This is a genomic window from Gracilimonas sp. B-17 (genome assembly GCF_056857935.1).
This window is the reverse complement of the sequence record NZ_JBSXOA010000012.1, coordinates 287,341-304,889: the sequence shown is the minus strand read 5'-3', so window position 1 is coordinate 304,889 and position 17,549 is coordinate 287,341. Positions and strand designations below refer to the sequence as shown.

The following is a 17,549-nucleotide window of genomic DNA, read 5'->3' as shown; positions in this document are numbered from 1 at the left end:
TTCTTTACTCAAGATCAGATGCAAAAAACTCTACAATAGCTCTTGCCTCTTCCTGTGATAATCCCTGATTCGGCATTGGGCTCATGTATTCCTGAAGCAGTTTCTTGGCTTCCGGGTGATTCTTTGTCATGCCATCCGGATTCAGGATCATATTCATGACATAGGTGGGTGAACGACGTTCCAATACATCATTCATGGCAGGACCGATATACCTTTCGTTTACCCTATGGCAGGCTGAACACTTAAGTTCAAAAAGCTCTTTCCCTTTTTGTGCCAGCTCCATATCTACTTCATCCCCTAAAGAGATCGTCTCAGTAACCGGACCAATTCCATGTTCCATCTCGAAATCAGATAACCCGCTTTCGTTCTGTTGTTTTTCAGCTTGTGTTTGCTGTTGACCGCCCCCATCTCCGCTGCCTCCGCAACCGCTTAGCATAAATGCGAGTGACAAACTTAGTGCGATCATTATTTTAGATAACTTCATGATGATTTGACCTGATTTAAAATTAAAAGACATTTTTATCTTTTATTAATAAGACAAAATTGTCCTTTTTATGTGAAGTATTTGTGAATTTTTCAAATAAACACCTAATCACCAGGTATTTAGAACTGATTTAATTAAGAGTCATTTCCATATTTTAGGCAGGATTGATAACCAAACTTTGTGTAGGTTTATTTAAAAATCAGACAAAACCATGACTCAAATTCTACCAGATCGTTCATCCCTAAAAAATTATGGGATCACCAAAAAATTCAAAGCCGGCGAGGTAATAGTTAGTGAAGATACTCACATTCATTCTATTCCAATTGTATTGAATGGGAGTTTAAAAGTGATGCAATCAGATGATGATTTCCGTGAAATGGTCATGTATTATTTGCAGCCAGGTGAAACCTGCGTGATGTCTTTTTTGGCGGCCTTGTATAATGATACCAGCAAAGTTAAAGCTGTAGCCGAAGAAGATACCGAGGTGGTCTTCATTCAGATCGGTAAAGTTCGGGAATTGATGAGCAAAGATCCCAAATGGCTTAATTACATCTTCCAGATCTATCACAAACGATTCGAGGAATTACTTGAGGTCGTCAATGCCATCGCTTTCAAGAAGATGGATGAGAGGTTACTGCAGTTTCTTGAAAAAAAAGCCCAGGTGTCAGGCAGCAGAGACATTAAGATCACACATGAACAATTAAGTCAGGAGCTTGGTACGGCCAGGGAAGTCATTTCACGCCTGCTCAAACAAATGGAAAGTGAGGGGCTCGTGGAACTTGGAAGAAACCGAATCACCCTCACCAACCCATCATAACCCACTCAGTTAATCGTTGGCTATTCGATCCAGAGTGTTGGGTGTTCAAGTGTGATAAATGTCACTGAGTTTGTATCTCATAAGGGTTAATATAACCTTCATAATAAAAGACTATCTATAACTATGAGTTCGATAAACAAAGAAACCATGTTTTCTAATTGGCATACTATGCGGTGGGTTGCCCTATCCATCGGGATATTTTTAGGCATTATGGCTATATGGTATCAGGATGCCGTAACAGGTTTATTCAGCGGTTTTTTCATCTTTCAGGCTGTGACCAATACAGGTTGTATGGTGTCACAGTCGTGTGGAGTTCCACAAACCGATATCTCTGAAAACGGATCTGAACATGATAAAGAAATTAAATTTACTGAGGTTAAATAAAGACCATGGCAAGCACTGAAGCAAAACCAAAATCATTCAGCGAAATTATAAATGACGAAACACCAGTGTTGGTAGATTTTTATGCCGATTGGTGTGCCCCCTGCAAAATGATGACCCCAATCCTGCAGCAATTAAAAAGTGCAATGGGTGATAAACTGAACATTATAAAAATTGATACAGAGCGAAATCCTGATGTTGCAATCAAATATCAGGTGCGGGGAATTCCTAATTTGATCCTTTTCAAAAAAGGAGAGTTGCTATGGCAACAAGCCGGCGTGGTTCAGATGCCACAATTACAACGGATCATTGAACAGAAACTGGAGCAGGTATGAGTAAACTCGAAAAACATAATTATGATGTTGACCTGAAATGGAAAGAAGGTCGCATAGGAATATTGAGTTCCGACAAGCTTGATGATAGGATCGAGGTTGCAACACCTCCAGAATTTCCGGGTGGTGTAGAGGGTATATGGAGTCCGGAGCATTTATTCGTAGCCTCTGTAAGTAGTTGCTTCATGACCACCTTTACAGCCATTGCAGAATATTCAAAACTAAAATTCGAAGAACTCACTGTTCCGGCTACAGGACTCATGAGTAATGAAACAGGGAAGTTTGCCATCACAGAGATCGTTTTGAGTCCAAAATTGGTAATACAAGATGAAAACCAAAAGGACAAAGCATTAAGAATATTACAAAAGGCGGAAGAAGCCTGCCTCATTACGCGTTCAATTAAAACTGAGGTTAAACTTGAACCAACTATTGCCGTAGCGGCATTAAATTAAATATAGAGAGAACATTATGAGTAACTTAAACAACATTGGGCTTGATAAAGACAAATCAAAAAAACTGGCAGAAAAACTTGGTGTACTTTTAGCCAGTTATACCGTTTTTTATCAGAACACAAGAGGCTATCACTGGAACATCAAAGGTAAGAGCTTCTTTGAGCTCCATTTAAAATTTGAAGAGCTGTACAACGATCTTTTCGTTAAAATTGATGACGTTGCTGAAAGAATACTGACCCTGGGCTTCACACCGGAACACCGGTATTCTGAGTATGTTTCAAAATCATTGATCAAAGAAAGCGACAAAGTCATTAAGGGAGAAAAAGCCGTAGATGAAATTCTTGATTCTTTTAAAGCGTTAATTTCCTTACAGCGTGAGATCCTTGATCTGTCCGATGAGGCCGAAGATGAAGGCACAAATGCTATGATGAGTGATTATATCACTGAGCAGGAGAAACTTGTTTGGATGTACTCTTCATACGCCCACAAAGTGTGATCATATCTCACTGATTGTAATTTGTAAGAATATTGAATTCATTTAAATGAGGATAAATTATGTCGTACCATTTTAGTAAAACTGTAGATCTTGGCTTTGATGAGGCTATTGAAAAAACAACAGCTGCACTCAAAGAAGAGGGTTTTGGCGTGTTGACAGAGATCGATATCAAAGAAACTCTCAAGAAAAAGCTGGATGTAGATTTCCGAAAATACCGGATTTTGGGAGCCTGTAATCCACCTAACGCCTACAAGGCCCTTCAGGCAGAAGGTCATATAGGACTCATGTTACCGTGTAATGTGATCGTTCAGGAACATGAAGACGGTAAGGTGGAAGTTTCTGCTGTTGATCCGGTGGCATCTATGCAAGCCATCGAAAATGACGAACTGGGTGAAGTGGCTACTAACGTTCGGGATATGCTTAAAAAAGCCATAGACCGACTATAAAGACTATCACTTTCGATCTATGACGGTTTTACAATCCTGTTTGTCATTTTGTAATCCACACGGATAAAATATCAAACGGGATTTTTTTGTATCTGAATTTGGCACACATTATGAATTATTTTTAATGTCAACCTTCGTGTTGATTTGGATAACACCCAATGATTCTTAACTCAGTTGTACTTACTTATTGTAAGTAACCACCCTTTTCCAATGCAGAATAACGAAGGTCAGAACCGCTATTAGCTCAAATGATCTTCCCGTTATCTTCATCCCGTTCCAGTTTAACAGATCTGATGAGACCATGATCACGATCCCTATATTCAAAAGGATCGGGATCATGTAGGCTAATCGTTTTGACCCTCTGCCTTTATCCTCGAGATATCGAGGGAGTATCCAATAGGCCACGCCGAGTGTAAACTGTATGATCCAACCGAAGATCATGATCTCGATATGCGCCGGAATCAGAAACCAAAACACAGGAGAGATAAAGATCGCCTTGTTGATAAGCATCAACACTCCTATTAGCAGGCCAACCGTCAGGTAAATAAAAGAGGCTTTTATAAGTATTCGGCTTACTAGAGGCATCTCATGCTGAGGCTTTTGCGCGCTTCTGCCGACGCTGTTGTTTAGATTGCACCCTTGGCCAGATACCTATCACATAACTTAGGATCCCAATAAATTGTAAAATGGATGATATAATGAGTAGATAGCTCCAAAAAGAAACATCAAAGGCTGAGCTCATTGGTTCTGCTAAAAATCTAATCGGCAAACCGGTATTCAATCCAATAAAAGCGATCCATTCCCATTTTTGATTTCGGAAACTTTCTTCCTTGATCCGACCGGGAAACATCCAGGTTGATACCCCAATAATGATCTGCGTGATCCATCCGACCATAAGGGCATGCCAGAACATTGGGCTCATACCGGAATATTGAAATGAATCAATTTGGATCAAAACTCCCAAACCCAATGAGATCAGGAAATAAATTAAACCTGACTTGATAAATAAGCGGGTGGTCAAAGGCATATACGAAAATAACTTTTGTGCACACTATAATTCCTGGACAGCCTTTCTAAGGCCAAACCAATACCATAACATAGCAATTACAGGTAATATTGCAACAACCGTCATAGCTGTGTAGATCCACACACCACTTAAAAAGAGAGGCCAAAGACTCGTCATCCAAAGCAGACTAAACAATAGTATAAATACTGAGACCAGGATCCCATAAAAGTACATTGGCTTGAGCCCCACTTCCTGGGCCATATAGGCTGTTATGCCTAATGAAAAGCCTCCTAATAGTAGTACATGAAGGTAAAGGATTCGAATACCATGTTCTGATAACCATAGATCTGCAGGCATAACAGCGGCTATGATCTGCATTAAAGACTTCAATGCGAGTAAGGCAAGCGGCCATATCCAGATCTTACTGATGCTATCCTTTCTTTGTAGAACCGAATAAAGGTAAAGCAGAACTCCTTCTGCAATAAGTACTCCACCAATTCGTGCGGTAACTGACAAATTCAGATCCATCATTGATTCTGAAATTCCGTACGGGAAGGTCAGTGGCGCCCCACATGCAATCAGCCCTACCAGAATAGTCGGAGAAATCACATAATCGTTATCCTGCATGCCTAACGATTCTGATATCAACCCAAGCAGTACCAGAACCACCCATCCTTCAACAAATGTGGCCAAAAAGAAATGGGTTAGCGCTTTACCCAGTAACGGTCCGCCAAAGTTGAACATTTCCACAGCACCCACACCCCATGCCCCCAATGAACTAATAAAAAGCATCACTAAAGCCCCTTCAAACCATACATTAGGGGTATGATCACTCTTTCGAAATCGGGTCATCAGATAACCGGCTATGAAAACATACCAGCCAACCATAACCAAACCTGAAAGAATGGTTGAAAATGGTAAAAATATTCCATTTACAGGCACAGAACGATACCCCCAGATCATAAAGAATGGATAAGATAACACACCGAAGATCAGTACACTCCAAAGTGCACTTTTCATCAGTTTAACACCAATTGCAGCATGATATCCGGGCACCATCCGTATCTTGATAAGATACAGTGGTAACAAGGAAGCCCATCCAAAGAACATCAGGTGTGAATGGGCATGCCTGATATTTTCCAGATTTAGATCAAATGGCAAAGTGGTAACAAACCCGAGTCTATATAAAAACCCTGTTAAGCCGGCAAGAATAAAACTGAATATTGCCCATTGCCAGATCTTTGAATCTTTCGCCAGCGAATTCATTTTGATTATTTGTATGGTTGTAATTCCTCAAAAAACCTACCCTAATTACATTAAGGATGGATGAAGATTCACTCCGCAACCATTACTTTTTCCTCAAATTTTTCAAAGATGGCAAAGAGCCGGGCTTTTTGTCCTTCAACAGTTGTAAGAATTGAGTTCAGGTTTTCTCCTTCATATGATCCAGAACTGCCAATTTCCTCACAATATTCCATCCCCTTTTCAAGGTTGTTCTTAAACCGGGTCAGGCTTTTCATGTCCGCAGCCGGATCTTCGCACTGTTCAATAAGTTCCTCCAGATAATCCACATACATGATCATTTCTTTTGCAAACATATGGGGTCTTTCTGCAGGAACTATGTTGGTTCTCCCATAGATATGGTCTGTCATTTCTCTCAAAGAATACTGACGATCGAACCAGGCAATATTTGGTCCGGGACAGATAGCTTGTGGAGCCCGGTGTTCTTTCAAAATGCCCAGGCTAATTAACGCTCCATTTCCCAGATGATCACACAAACAGGCTTTATCTAGCACTTTATTTCTGGCTTTTTCTTTCTGCTCTTCTGAAACCTCACTTTCATTGATCTGATTGATCTTCAATAGCTGATAATGCGTGGATGCCGTACAGATCGGATTCTCAGTAAACTCAGTATTCGATTCCAGAAATCCTTTTGGACATGGCGATCCCGGTTTTCCCTTTTCAATGCGCTCTTTATGCCACTTTTCTGAGCCGGTATTTCGAACATTATTGAACGGTACACCCAATGGAGACACCCCACTGAGGTATAGATCTTCTTCTTTGGCATCCATAAGCAACTTCATGGTGGACTCATCTACTGTGGTAGCTTCCGGAACCATCAGAAAGGGACTTCCCCATCCCGTAGCATCCATCTCGAAATCTTGCAGCAGGCGATTTGCCTCGCCATTGGTGCCTATCCCTCCTTGAACCGTCAGGCGCGGCTCATTCAGATCCCAGGAAGGATCAAAGCCTCCTTCTCGATTTTCTTCATAAAAGTTTTTGATCAGTGGCTGAATAGCCGAACTGAGCATGTCTCTTTTATCCTTGAATTCTTTCAACAACGCCGGAAGCAAATAGCCGTCGGATGCAAAGGCATGCCCACCGCAATTCAAACCTGATTCGATCCTGTACTCAAATACTTCAAGTCCTTTTTTTGCAAGATACTTACCCTGGATCAAAGCTGACCGAAAGTCACTGACCTTGAGTATGATCTTTTTCTTGATGTTTCCCTTTATATCCCTGTAAAAGTCTTCAAATTCAGCCAGATAATTATATAACCTTGGGTTAAATCCAGCTGATAGTATCAGGCTTGATGAAACCTTGCTGTTCGCAAATCCTCTAAGCGCAGCACTCCCATCACTGTATTCGGATGTCATGGGCTGTCCATTGTTCGTATAACTGAATCCATCCACCTTAGCCATAATATTTACATCAATTGAGCCGGCTTTCATGCTTTCAGTTAACCTAAGAGAAAGGTCATCCGCGTTTTCTGTATTTGGCGAACCGATCAGGTTCAGATACATGTTTCTAAGTTCTGAGGATGTAGGAAGCATTTCGAAATACTTTGCCTTTTCGTTTTCCTCAAAAAAGGGCTGAGCTTTAATTTCCTCAAATTTCTGCTGAACCAGGTCCTGTACCATATCGAGATAAGCCGTGATACGTTTGGCTCTTCCATCCTCAGCATTGCGCGGAATATTTGTATATGGGAGGTTAAATAATTTTGAGTAATGTTTTCGGATACGCTCAACAAGCAGGTCATCAACTATTGAAATAACGGAGTTGATACCATATGGGGCAACTCGTATTGGTGAGTCAATGGAATGTCCGGTTCCCATTACGGGAATTGAAAATGTATGAAGTGAATTTTGCATATAATCATAGGTATATTTGCGGATCATGATACGCCATAACCCAATTTATGATATCCTTTAAATATGAAGGCATGATGAAGTAGATCGGGTTATAAAAGCCGGTCACTTACTCCAAAACCAAGCTATAGTGACCGGTCTCGATCGTAGGCTTAATTCAGTCTTTTTTCAAGATCCAGAGCTTTTGGGAACAGGATATTATTCTCTAAATGAACATGCTTGTGGAGATCATCCTGGAAACCTTGAAGGTTTTGGAAAAGTACCCTGTAAGACGAACAGGCATTTGAAGGAGGGTTGAATCCATTGGTCAACGCTTCGATCTTTGCCATGATCTCACCGGCACTGTCGTGTTCATCTTCAAGAGCTTCTACAATAACTTCTTTTACTGATCCTGTTTTGTTTTCGCGAACCAATTCTTTGATCTGCGGAAATAGTTCTTCTTCCTCTTTTTGCAGATGTGCTAACATTTCTTGCCTTAATACATAGACCAACTCCCGGATCTCATTTAATTCCGGATCTCTGTCGCCATGAACGCGGGATACTTTTTCTGCATAAAAAGCGAGTTCAGGTAACATTTTACGTACAAAGCTGTGGTGATTATTTACGATATAGTCGGCCAGAAAGTCGAGGGACCACTCATTATAGTTATGCTCTGATCCTCCTGTTGTCTTAAGTGATTCCAATTCATTTACAACTTTGTTGATCTCGATCTTTTTGGAAGTACACGCCTTCTCTAACGTTTTTCCGCCACCGCAACAAAAATCAAGTCCAAAAGACCTGAGTACCTGCGCTGTTCTATAATCTTCGGCTACAATTTCACCAACCGGTTTTTGTGATAAACTTTTCATGATATTATGTTTTAAGAGTATTTTGTCTTAATTAAAGTTAAATTTTTTTGAATATGATGCCTATAAAATTTTTACTGCCAGGAAAACTCTCCCTCAGCTGTCAATCTAAAGTGCTTTTCCTTTCCTTCTTCAGCGATCTCTTTCAATGTCATCCTCTGTAGCATCTCTTCGATCTTACCTCTGGCTCCAACCCAGCTATCGTGTAAGGGACAAGGTTCCTGTAATCCACACCCGGGTAAACCCAAAGCACATTGAGAAAACAATCCCGGACCATCGATCGCTATAACAAGATCGTACAAGGTTGCCATTTGACCATTCCCTGACAACCTGACTCCTCCATTTGGGCCTTTATAGGATTCTATATATCCCTCAGCGGTTAGCTGTTGCAAGATCTTCGTCAAAAAATGAAAGGAGATTTCCAACTCTTCACTGATCTCTTTGAGTGAGTGAAACTCGTTATTTTTTTTTGAAGCTAAATACAATGAAGCTCTTAGACCGTAAACGCAAGACTTTGATAATAACATAATCCTATTTAAGACATCTTTGTCTGAAATTACACATATTTATTTAAAATACCATGACAATACTTTCGTAGCCATAAAATTTACAATATTAAACTGTTTTAGAGAACATTCGTTCTTTTGGTTGCTCGAGATCCATTTTCAGGTCAAAAGCCATGCAAATATTTCTAACAAACGGAATTCCTTTTTCAGTTACAAATACATGGTTTTCGTCAATGGTCACTAAACCATCTTCTTCCAATTCTCCCAGTCTGGTTTTAATTACTTCAAACTGATCATGTTCACCTTTGAATTCGGTTTCAAAGTCACACATTACATTCAGGATCTGTTCACGGATCTGAAGATCTTCCTCATTCAGGATGTGACCCCGAAACACCGGGATCTCTCCCATCTCCACTCTCTTTTCATATTCACTCAACTTTTTTTCATTTTGAGCAAAACTGTACCAACTGTCACTGATAGCAGACATTCCCAAACCGATCATTACCTTCGTGGCTCCGGCTGTATAACCCATGAAATTCCTATGAAGCGTACCATCCTGCATGGCTTTATATAGGTTGTCAGTTTTTAGAGCGAAATGATCCATTCCGATCTCTACATACCCATTTTCATAGAACATTTGTTTACCCAATTCATACAATGCCCTTTTTTCATCATCTTTTGGCAGGTCATTTTCATTGAATCCCCGCTGCCCATTTCCTTTTATCCACGGTACATGAGCATAGCTGTAAAATGCGATCCTATCCGGCCTAAGTTCATTAGTCTTATTTATAGTTTCTTCAATACCCTTCAAGGACTGATGTGGCAACCCAAATACGAGATCATGATTAACTGACGTAAATCCGATCTCCTTAGACCAATTATGCACTCTTTCTACATTCTCAAATGGCTGAATTCGATTAATGGCCAGCTGAACCTTTGTGTCGTAGTCTTGTACACCGTATGAGACACGCCTGAAGCCAAGATCATACAGTGTCTGCAAATGTTCTTTAGTTGTGTTATTTGGATGGCCTTCAAAACTGAATTCATGGTCACTTTTCAGATCTGCACCATCAAGCAAGCCATGTATCAACCGTTTAAGATTCCCTTCACTAAAAAAGGTAGGTGTACCCCCTCCTAAATGGATCTCTTTTATAACAGGTTTTTCCTGCAACAGATCCTGATATAATTGCCACTCCTTAAGAACGGTCTTGATGTATGGGTCTTCTACCTCATGTCGTTTTGTGATCTTTTTATGACAACCACAGAATGTGCATAGACTTTCACAGAAAGGCAGGTGAATATAAAGCGAGATCCCCTCGTGTTTCCATTTGTCAAATGATCGTAGAAGTGTAGATTCCCACTCTTTAGGGGTAAAGCTCTTTTCATCCCAGTACGGAACCGTTGGATAAGAGGTATACCTCGGCCCCGGTACGTTATATTTTCGTATCAGTTCAATATTCATCTTTCCTCATAGTTTTGCTGCCAAACTTATCCTTCCTTTATAAAGATTTAGTGAATCTCCTGGAACGCATCTATTTTGTTAAAAATCATTTCCGATAGAGCTGATCAAGGATTCTTATTTCGAACTTACAAGTGAATTGCTTACCATTGACGCGGCTTAGTATTGGCATTAGAAGAACTTCTGCCCAATCTTCATAATATTATTGATTTAGTCTATTCAGTTAGTGCGATCGCATCACAGTCTATTAACGCCTGCCATCTTATAAAAGCCATTTAATAATACCTACAAATACATCAAACAATTAGACCGACTATATGAAAGAGTTTTTTGCAAATTTCTTTGATAAATATGGATTGTCATTCATTATGGTTGCCAGCTATTTCGGCAGCGGTTCCATCTTCATTGCCAGTCAGGCAGGAGTTGAATATGGCTACATTCTGATATGGGCTGTTATAGGAGCTGTTATGCTTGGTTTTATGGCACAGGACATGAGTGCACGACTTGGTATTTATGGGGATACACTTATGACCTTCATCCGAAAAAAACTAGGTAAGAATGGTGCACTGATCCTTGCCTTATTTCTGTCTCTGGGCTGTATTGCCTGGACCCTTGCACTGACAGCCGCAGTTGGAATGAGTTTTGAAGTATTAACTGGCGGAGCTATTGCATGGCAACCTCTGGCCGTTGTTACAGGAATTGTAGCTATCATTGTTGGAACCCTCCACTATGGATATGTTGAAAAGGTCATGACCGGTATGATGTTTCTTCTGCTCATCCTATATCTGGTTGTTGCAGGCGCAAGTGGTCCGGATATGGTTGAAGTTGCAAAGGGCTTTATCCCCTCAATACCTGACACGGGAGCGATGTTGCTGGGTGCAGCCATCCTTGGTACTACTGCATTGTGGCCAAATTTCTTCCTTGAGTCAATTCTGGTCAAACGGAAAGGCTGGAATAGTGACAAACATGTTAAAAGCATGCGCACTGATCTTACAATGGGCTATACCGTTGGAGGTTTGATCACTGTTGCAATTATAATTGTATCTGCTGCCGTACTACGGCCTGCAGGATATACTGAATTATCCACCTTTGTGGCGCCCGGTGAAGCCCTTGAGATCGTATTGGGGCGATGGGCGATGATCGTCTTCCTGATCGGAGTGATAGCCGCTGCCTTCAACAGCATCGTTCCCATTATGTGGACCGTGCCTTATATGATACTTGAAGCTCTCGACATTGACCACAAGGAAGGAAGCAGCAAGCAATTCAAAATGATCTTTGCCGGCGGAATTCTTATTGGAATGTTCTCTCCACTTGTAGCAAAAGTAACCGGATTAAGCGTTGTGGAAATGATCACCCTGTTCCCTGCCTATAATGGGGTATTTGGTTTACCTATCACTGCCGCACTCTTATTCTGGGCTATGAACGACAAAAAACTAATGGGGGCCAATACCAATTCATGGAAATTGAATGTCGCTAATTTCACGTTGGTATTATTCTCAGCTTACATTGCCTTAAATTCTGCTAAAGGTGTAATGTCAGCAATTTTTGGAGGGATGTTTCTTTAAGCATCGTTCTGGTTATTGGTTAATACAACAACCTTACTTAATGCTAAAGATCATGTTTAGTACATTCGTGATCCAAAGCATTTAGTTTGGTGTAAACTAATCTAGAAAACATAAAACATGACCTTATATATAAGCCTGCTGTTTTCTGCTATGACAACCATGAGTACTGAGATCATTATCTTGTTGCTCTTTATTGCATTAGTAGGGGGAATTTGCATCACTACTATTGGCCCGGGCGGTATTTTTGTTACCATCGCACTATTTGCCCTCCTTCCCCTCGACCCCAGTACAGTGGCGGGTACTGCAAGTGCAACCTTTATTGCAACCGGGATCGTCGGGAGTCTTGGTTACCTCAAGTCGGGTGAATTAAAAGGAAAGGTAGCCGGAAAGGCAGCGGGGGTATTGAGCCTTGCATCTGTTATTGGAGCCTTTACCGGTGCACAGATAAACACTCTGTTGGATAAATCCCTATTTGCCATACTCCTGGGACTGTTTGTTTTATTTACGGGGATTTTGATCCTTTATCGCCAGAAGAAACAACTCAAACCCGATAATAAATTACAGATCGAGTCTTCTAAAGGATTATTGTGGCTTGCCGGTGTAGGAATTGCTGTTGGATTACCCGGTGGGTTGTTGGGAGTAGGCGGCCCCGTTCTTGCGGTACCACTGATGGTGGTGCTTGGGGTTCCAATGTTGCTATCAGTAGCCCTGGCTCAAGTTCAATCCATATTTATTTCAGGATTCGCAACGGTTGGCTATATGGTGCATAACGCTGTGGATTGGTATTTGGCCCTGTTCCTGACGGTACCCTTATTAATAGGAACGGTTTCCGGATGGTTTATCGCACAACGTATCAAAGCCAGTAAATTACAGGTTTCACTTGCGTTGGTGCTTATCGCTTTGGGGATTTACCTGATTGCAGGTGGAGCTACTCCGGGTGGAGGGTAAGTGATTATTGAGAATCAAGTATAAATGTCCCCTTCAATATTCTATGTTGGACCCTGTTGTTGTACCTATCCCCATAATTTCAACATAAAGAAAACAATAACACCTGTAACTGATACATATAACCAGATCGGGAATGTCCACCTTGATACTTTGCGGTGGGTTTTAAATTTACCACTGAAAGCAAAATAAAAACTTGCCAACACTAAGGGGACAACAAATACAGAGAGTATGATGTGGCTTATCAGAATAAAGAAATAGATAGGCCTTACAATTCCCTCTCCCAGAAATTTTGTATCGCCCACATAATGATGATAAACCACATAGCTCACCAGAAATAATGCAGAGGTTACAAAGGCTGCCAAATTAAACTTCATATGCTTTTGAAAATCCCGTCTCTTTATCTCCCTGAAAGCCAGCAGAAGAAATACAGTACTTAAAGAATTGAGAGCAGCATTGACCGCAGACAAATTACCGATCCAGCTAACCGGAGCCTCTGCCCCTTCATTAAAATATATCAGCCAAAACAAGAACAGGATCGCTATTATACTCAAGCCTATAATGAAGAAAAGGGCTTTTTTCGCACTAACCTGTTCTAAAATTTTAGATGACTCGGGAAGTTTTACATTTTCACTCATGCTAATAAACGTCTATTCGGTTGTAGGGCAAAGTTAAGGCAAACAAAACTAAATACAGAGTTTTTCAATTCCTTTTGAGGCATTTTTGTCAAATGTATACTATCTTTTCAGCCTCACATTTTGGATGTGATATATAAGTCTTGGCATAATCTATTTAGAATAGTTTTAAATAATAGGCTGTTTCCTCTTTTTGTTCAATTTAGAACGAAAAAATTGATAGATTTGCGCGGCTTCTTAATGGGAGCATTACTGCTCTATACCTAAACATAAAATAAGCAATCTTTATGGCGCAGATTTTCCCCAAGTGGACAAATCAAGTTCCCCGAAAAATTTTAATTGGTTTAATAGTCTTACTCAACGCAATTATTTTTGGCGTTTGGTATTTCTTCTCACCCGAATATACCGATGTAGGATATGCTCCGGAACAACCGGTTCCCTACAGTCACAAACTTCATGTGGATCAGCTTGGACTTGATTGCCAATATTGTCACACCAGTGTATTTGAATCAAAGCAGGCAAACATTCCTGCAACTCAAACTTGCATGAACTGTCACAATCAGATCAAAACGGATAGCGATAAGCTTGAATTAGTTCGTGAGAGCTGGCAATCCGGCAAAGCCATTGAATGGGTCAGAGTTCATAATCTGGCCGATTATGCTTATTTCAATCACTCAGCGCACGTTAATGTGGGGGTTGGCTGTGAAAGCTGCCACGGAAGAATTGATAAAATGGAGATTGTGTATCAATCAGAGCCGCTTAGCATGGGCTGGTGTTTAGATTGTCACCGTGAACCGGAAAAATACATCCGCCCTGTCGACGAAGTTACTACTATGGGTTATCAGGTTGAAAATCAGCTTGAAATTGGAAAAGAACTGGTAGACAAAAAGAATATTCATGCTCCGACCTACTGCCAGGGTTGCCATTATTAATAATGTGAAGGATTCAGAAATTACAGATCAACAGATGAGCGAAGAAGTAAAACAAACCACCTACTGGAAAAGCTTAAAAGAGTTAGCAAACAATAAGGAATATCAGAAGTTTGCTGAGCGTGAATTCCCTGAAAACGCCACTGAGTTAACTGATGGCGTTTCTCGTCGCGGATTCCTCAGAGTAATGGGAGCTTCAGTTGCACTTGCCGGCTTAGCGGCTTGTCGACGTCCGGTCCAGAAGATCCTTCCATATTCGAAACAACCTGAGGACGTAGTACCGGGAGTACCTTTATATTATGCAACTGCGATGCCGGTGCAAGGCAACCTTGTTGGGTTGATTGCTGAAAACCATGAAGGAAGACCTACCAAATTAGAAGGAAATGACCTTCACCCTGCAAGTAAAGGCGGAACCAGTATTTTTAATCAGGCGGCCATTCTTGGGCTTTATGATCCTGACCGTTCTCATTCTCCTTTAAATAATGGGAGTAAGGCAACAAAAGAAGATTTTGCTGAATTTGCAGCTTCTCATTTCGCCAATACCGGCCAAAGAGTGGCATTTATTTCGGAAGCCAACTCCTCTCCTACTTATAACAGTTTAAAGGAACAGGCTAAATCTAAGTTCCGTAATTCTACCTGGGTTACTTATGAGCCTTTTGGTGAGGATAACATCATTGAAGGTAACCGAATTGCTTTCGGTAACCGTTTAAGAACACATTATAATTACGCTAATGCTGATGTTGTTGTTTCATTGAATGATGACTTTATGGCTTCCACACATCCAAACAGTGTGGAATACGCCAAACAGGTGTCTGCCCGACGTAAGGTCACAGATACTAATGGCGAAATGAACCGAATTTATGCGGTTGAGGATGCCTTTACCCTTACCGGTTCTTATGCAGACCACAGGCTTAGACTTAAAGCCAGCGAGATCGAAGCATTTACTTATGCTCTTGCATCTGCTCTTTCTACACGAATTAATGGGCTGAATGCATTCAATGGATATTCTAATCAGTTTTCTGATCACAAGTGGATCACCGTACTTGCGGATGAATTAGCCTCAAATGCAGGTTCATCGGCTCTTTCTATAGGTTCCCAATACAAGCCTGAAGTACAAGCTGCTGTGGCAGCCATCAATCAGGCTCTTGGAAATGCAGGAAATACTGTAAATTATCTTGAAGTTCCACATTTTGACGATCAGAACAATACCCAAGCTTTTGCTGATGTTGTAGCTGAAATGAAAGCCGGCAACGTTGATACAGTTGTCATGGTTGGTGTGAACCCCGTTCACACAGCTCCTTCTGATCTTGAATTTGAAAACGCTCTATCTAATGTAGAAACAGTTGTTAATCTATCTGATTACGTTGACGAAACTGCCAAAAAGACCACATGGCACGTCAATCGTGCTCACTTCCTTGAAGCATGGGGAGATGGCTATTCTTATGGTGGTGCGCGTTCCGTTATTCAACCTCAGATCCAGCCATTACATAATGGTCTCAGCGAAGTCGAGTTCCTTAACACTATAGTAAATGGTGAACTGACTTCAGGTTATGATCTGGTTCAAAATACCTTCAAAGGGTATTACAGGTCAGGGTTTAACAACCGCTGGACCAACATTTTGCATGACGGTATTGATACTACTGATAATTACAATACTGCAAATGTAAGGATTAACTCCGGTTTTGCTTCTGCAATGGATCAGGCTACTTCCAATGTATCTGTTACATCCGGAATGGAGATCGTGATCCGACCCGATGCTACCTTATATGATGGGCGTTTTGCGAACCTGGGATGGCTTCAGGAACTTCCTGATCCAATGACCAAGATCACCTGGGATAACGTTGCCCTAATGAGCCCGGCAACAGCTGAACAATTAGGTGTAAGTGAACAAAGTGCCGGAAAAGACATTACTGACGTTGTTGAAATTACTGTAAATGGAAAATCTGTTAAGATAGCAGCCTGGATACAACCGGGTCATGCTGATAACTCCATTACACTTACAACCGGTTATGGCCGGGAAGGAATTGGCCGCGTAGCCAACTCTTACATGGATTATACAGCCGGCGGAGTTGACGTATATCCGATCAGAGGCACAGAAACAATGTTCTATGCCTCAGCTAACGTAACAAATACCGGAAATACCTATGAAATTGCCTGTGTTCAGGATCATCACAGCCTAGAAAGTCGTGATATGTACCGACAGGCCTCAATTTCAGAATATAAAGAAAATCCGGACTTTGCCTCTTTTGAATCGGTTCATACTTACCCTGTACCGGGCATGGCTGAAGCAAAAGAAAATGGCGATACGGATGGACCGATCTCACTATTTGACGAACAAACGTATCCTGACTACGAACCACAATGGGGAATGGCTATTGACCTGAACTCTTGTTTTGGTTGCGGAGTGTGTGTGATCGCTTGTCAAAGTGAGAATAACATACCGGTCATTGGAAAAAAAGAAGTGAAACGCGGTCGTGAAATGCATTGGATCCGTAACGACCGCTATTATGTCGGTGATGATGCTGATTCACCACAAGCGGTACATCAACCGGTACCATGTATGCATTGCGAATTGGCTCCATGTGAGCAAGTTTGCCCGGTTGCAGCAACAACGCACAGTGAGGACGGAATGAACCAAATGACGTATAATCGTTGCATTGGTACCCGTTATTGTGCTAATAACTGTCCTTACAAAGTACGCCGCTTTAATTTCTTCAACTATCCTAAAGAGTATTTAACAACAGGCGACGATCCGGACATCATCCAGATGGCTATGAACCCGGAAGTAACTGTTCGTTTCCGTGGGGTTATGGAAAAATGCACCTATTGTGTACAGCGTGTTAATCGTGCTAAGATCGATGCCAAGATCGAAACCGGTTCACCTAAACCGGCTGATGGCACTGTAAAGACCGCCTGTCAACAGGCTTGCCCTGCTGATGCGATCTACTTTGGCGACCTCACAGACGATAACAGCACCGTTGCACAAATGAAACGCAACGAACGAAACTTCCAGATGCTGGAAGAGCTGAATACACGTCCAAGAACCTCTTATATGGCTAAACTTACAAATCCAAACCCAGCTTTGGCTTAAGATATTAATCA

At 41.3% G+C, this 17,549-nt stretch carries 19 protein-coding genes; 10 read left to right on the top strand and 9 right to left on the bottom strand.

From position 1 onward, the window contains the following. Positions 1–4: 4 nt before the first annotated feature. Positions 5–484 carry a c-type cytochrome gene (locus AC13FX_RS09890; protein ID WP_482880392.1) on the bottom strand — a complete coding sequence of 160 codons (480 nt, stop codon included), beginning with the start codon at positions 482–484 and terminating at the stop codon, positions 5–7. Between the two features lie 211 nt (positions 485–695). On the opposite strand from AC13FX_RS09890, the gene AC13FX_RS09885 reads away from it, so the two are divergent. The 6 genes from AC13FX_RS09885 to AC13FX_RS09860 all read left to right on the top strand — a co-directional run bounded on the left by AC13FX_RS09885 (position 696) and on the right by AC13FX_RS09860 (position 3,408). Continuing rightward, positions 696–1,301 (top strand): Crp/Fnr family transcriptional regulator, encoded by a 606-nt coding sequence (locus AC13FX_RS09885; RefSeq protein WP_482880391.1) that lies wholly within the window; start codon positions 696–698, stop codon positions 1,299–1,301. Positions 1,302–1,424: 123 nt separating this feature from the next. Further along, entirely contained in the window at positions 1,425–1,685 is a 261-nt protein-coding gene (locus AC13FX_RS09880; protein ID WP_482880390.1) for a hypothetical protein, read from the top strand. 5 nt (positions 1,686–1,690) lie between these two features. Further along, on the top strand, positions 1,691–2,017 hold the full coding sequence (gene trxA / locus AC13FX_RS09875; protein ID WP_482880389.1) for a thioredoxin: 327 nt from the start codon (positions 1,691–1,693) through the stop codon (positions 2,015–2,017). After that, positions 2,014–2,466, top strand: coding sequence for an OsmC family protein (locus AC13FX_RS09870; RefSeq protein ID WP_482880388.1), 453 nt, complete (start codon positions 2,014–2,016; stop codon positions 2,464–2,466). Before trxA ends, AC13FX_RS09870 begins: the two co-directional genes overlap by 4 nt. A 16-nt stretch (positions 2,467–2,482) precedes the next feature. Next, positions 2,483–2,962: a Dps family protein gene (locus AC13FX_RS09865; protein WP_482880387.1), complete on the top strand. Its 480-nt coding sequence runs from the start codon at positions 2,483–2,485 to the stop codon at positions 2,960–2,962. A 59-nt stretch (positions 2,963–3,021) separates the two neighbouring features. Further along, positions 3,022–3,408 carry a DUF302 domain-containing protein gene (locus tag AC13FX_RS09860; protein WP_482880386.1) on the top strand — a complete coding sequence of 129 codons (387 nt, stop codon included), beginning with the start codon at positions 3,022–3,024 and terminating at the stop codon, positions 3,406–3,408. A gap of 180 nt (positions 3,409–3,588) precedes the next feature. Here the strand turns inward: AC13FX_RS09860 and AC13FX_RS09855 are convergent, their stop codons facing one another. The 7 genes from AC13FX_RS09855 to hemN all read right to left on the bottom strand — a co-directional run bounded on the left by AC13FX_RS09855 (position 3,589) and on the right by hemN (position 10,376). Next, the gene (locus AC13FX_RS09855; RefSeq protein WP_482880385.1) at positions 3,589–3,993 is read right to left on the bottom strand and encodes a cbb3-type cytochrome c oxidase subunit I; all 405 of its coding nucleotides are present in this window, start codon (positions 3,991–3,993) and stop codon (positions 3,589–3,591) included. 1 nt (position 3,994) lies between these two features. After that, positions 3,995–4,429, bottom strand: coding sequence for a hypothetical protein (locus tag AC13FX_RS09850; RefSeq protein ID WP_482880384.1), 435 nt, complete (start codon positions 4,427–4,429; stop codon positions 3,995–3,997). Between the two features lie 30 nt (positions 4,430–4,459). After that, a complete protein-coding gene (locus AC13FX_RS09845; protein ID WP_482880383.1) occupies positions 4,460–5,680 on the bottom strand; it encodes a hypothetical protein in 1,221 nt (406 codons plus the stop codon). A 68-nt stretch (positions 5,681–5,748) separates the two neighbouring features. Further along, a complete protein-coding gene (locus AC13FX_RS09840; RefSeq protein WP_482880382.1) occupies positions 5,749–7,593 on the bottom strand; it encodes a hypothetical protein in 1,845 nt (614 codons plus the stop codon). 122 nt (positions 7,594–7,715) lie between these two features. Beyond that, positions 7,716–8,411, bottom strand: coding sequence for an iron-sulfur cluster repair di-iron protein (gene ric, locus AC13FX_RS09835; protein ID WP_482880381.1), 696 nt, complete (start codon positions 8,409–8,411; stop codon positions 7,716–7,718). A 71-nt stretch (positions 8,412–8,482) separates the two neighbouring features. Then, a complete protein-coding gene (locus tag AC13FX_RS09830) occupies positions 8,483–8,935 on the bottom strand; it encodes an RrF2 family transcriptional regulator (protein WP_482880380.1) in 453 nt (150 codons plus the stop codon). Between the two features lie 88 nt (positions 8,936–9,023). Beyond that, complete coding sequence (hemN, locus tag AC13FX_RS09825; protein ID WP_482880379.1) at positions 9,024–10,376, bottom strand: oxygen-independent coproporphyrinogen III oxidase; 1,353 nt, start codon at positions 10,374–10,376, stop codon at positions 9,024–9,026. Between the two features lie 314 nt (positions 10,377–10,690). Here hemN and AC13FX_RS09820 point away from each other — a divergent pair, with 314 nt between their 5' ends. Together AC13FX_RS09820 and AC13FX_RS09815 are read left to right on the top strand one after the other, a co-directional pair. Further along, a complete protein-coding gene (locus AC13FX_RS09820) occupies positions 10,691–11,938 on the top strand; it encodes an Nramp family divalent metal transporter (protein WP_482880378.1) in 1,248 nt (415 codons plus the stop codon). 117 nt (positions 11,939–12,055) lie between these two features. Beyond that, on the top strand, positions 12,056–12,886 hold the full coding sequence (locus AC13FX_RS09815; RefSeq protein ID WP_482880377.1) for a sulfite exporter TauE/SafE family protein: 831 nt from the start codon (positions 12,056–12,058) through the stop codon (positions 12,884–12,886). Positions 12,887–12,951: 65 nt separating this feature from the next. Here AC13FX_RS09815 and AC13FX_RS09810 read toward each other — a convergent pair whose 3' ends face one another. Continuing rightward, complete coding sequence (locus AC13FX_RS09810; RefSeq protein WP_482880376.1) at positions 12,952–13,521, bottom strand: DUF420 domain-containing protein; 570 nt, start codon at positions 13,519–13,521, stop codon at positions 12,952–12,954. 284 nt (positions 13,522–13,805) lie between these two features. Here AC13FX_RS09810 and AC13FX_RS09805 point away from each other — a divergent pair, with 284 nt between their 5' ends. Next, entirely contained in the window at positions 13,806–14,450 is a 645-nt protein-coding gene (locus tag AC13FX_RS09805) for a cytochrome c3 family protein (protein WP_482880375.1), read from the top strand. Continuing rightward, on the top strand, positions 14,416–17,538 hold the full coding sequence (locus AC13FX_RS09800; protein WP_482880374.1) for a TAT-variant-translocated molybdopterin oxidoreductase: 3,123 nt from the start codon (positions 14,416–14,418) through the stop codon (positions 17,536–17,538). Before AC13FX_RS09805 ends, AC13FX_RS09800 begins: the two co-directional genes overlap by 35 nt. The last annotated feature ends 11 nt before the right edge of the window (positions 17,539–17,549 follow it).

Coding starts and splice junctions, on each gene's coding strand:
- AC13FX_RS09830 (WP_482880380.1), bottom strand. CDS start 8,935: ATGTTATTATCAAAGTCTTGCGTTTACGGTCTAAGAGCTTCATTGTAT.
- AC13FX_RS09815 (WP_482880377.1), top strand. CDS start 12,056: ATGACCTTATATATAAGCCTGCTGTTTTCTGCTATGACAACCATGAGT.
- AC13FX_RS09885 (WP_482880391.1), top strand. CDS start 696: ATGACTCAAATTCTACCAGATCGTTCATCCCTAAAAAATTATGGGATC.
- AC13FX_RS09800 (WP_482880374.1), top strand. CDS start 14,416: ATGCTCCGACCTACTGCCAGGGTTGCCATTATTAATAATGTGAAGGAT.
- AC13FX_RS09890 (WP_482880392.1), bottom strand. CDS start 484: ATGAAGTTATCTAAAATAATGATCGCACTAAGTTTGTCACTCGCATTT.
- hemN (WP_482880379.1), bottom strand. CDS start 10,376: ATGAATATTGAACTGATACGAAAATATAACGTACCGGGGCCGAGGTAT.
- AC13FX_RS09880 (WP_482880390.1), top strand. CDS start 1,425: ATGAGTTCGATAAACAAAGAAACCATGTTTTCTAATTGGCATACTATG.
- AC13FX_RS09855 (WP_482880385.1), bottom strand. CDS start 3,993: ATGCCTCTAGTAAGCCGAATACTTATAAAAGCCTCTTTTATTTACCTG.
- AC13FX_RS09805 (WP_482880375.1), top strand. CDS start 13,806: ATGGCGCAGATTTTCCCCAAGTGGACAAATCAAGTTCCCCGAAAAATT.
- AC13FX_RS09870 (WP_482880388.1), top strand. CDS start 2,014: ATGAGTAAACTCGAAAAACATAATTATGATGTTGACCTGAAATGGAAA.
- AC13FX_RS09820 (WP_482880378.1), top strand. CDS start 10,691: ATGAAAGAGTTTTTTGCAAATTTCTTTGATAAATATGGATTGTCATTC.
- AC13FX_RS09845 (WP_482880383.1), bottom strand. CDS start 5,680: ATGAATTCGCTGGCGAAAGATTCAAAGATCTGGCAATGGGCAATATTC.
- AC13FX_RS09810 (WP_482880376.1), bottom strand. CDS start 13,521: ATGAGTGAAAATGTAAAACTTCCCGAGTCATCTAAAATTTTAGAACAG.
- AC13FX_RS09840 (WP_482880382.1), bottom strand. CDS start 7,593: ATGATCCGCAAATATACCTATGATTATATGCAAAATTCACTTCATACA.
- ric (WP_482880381.1), bottom strand. CDS start 8,411: ATGAAAAGTTTATCACAAAAACCGGTTGGTGAAATTGTAGCCGAAGAT.
- trxA (WP_482880389.1), top strand. CDS start 1,691: ATGGCAAGCACTGAAGCAAAACCAAAATCATTCAGCGAAATTATAAAT.
- AC13FX_RS09865 (WP_482880387.1), top strand. CDS start 2,483: ATGAGTAACTTAAACAACATTGGGCTTGATAAAGACAAATCAAAAAAA.
- AC13FX_RS09860 (WP_482880386.1), top strand. CDS start 3,022: ATGTCGTACCATTTTAGTAAAACTGTAGATCTTGGCTTTGATGAGGCT.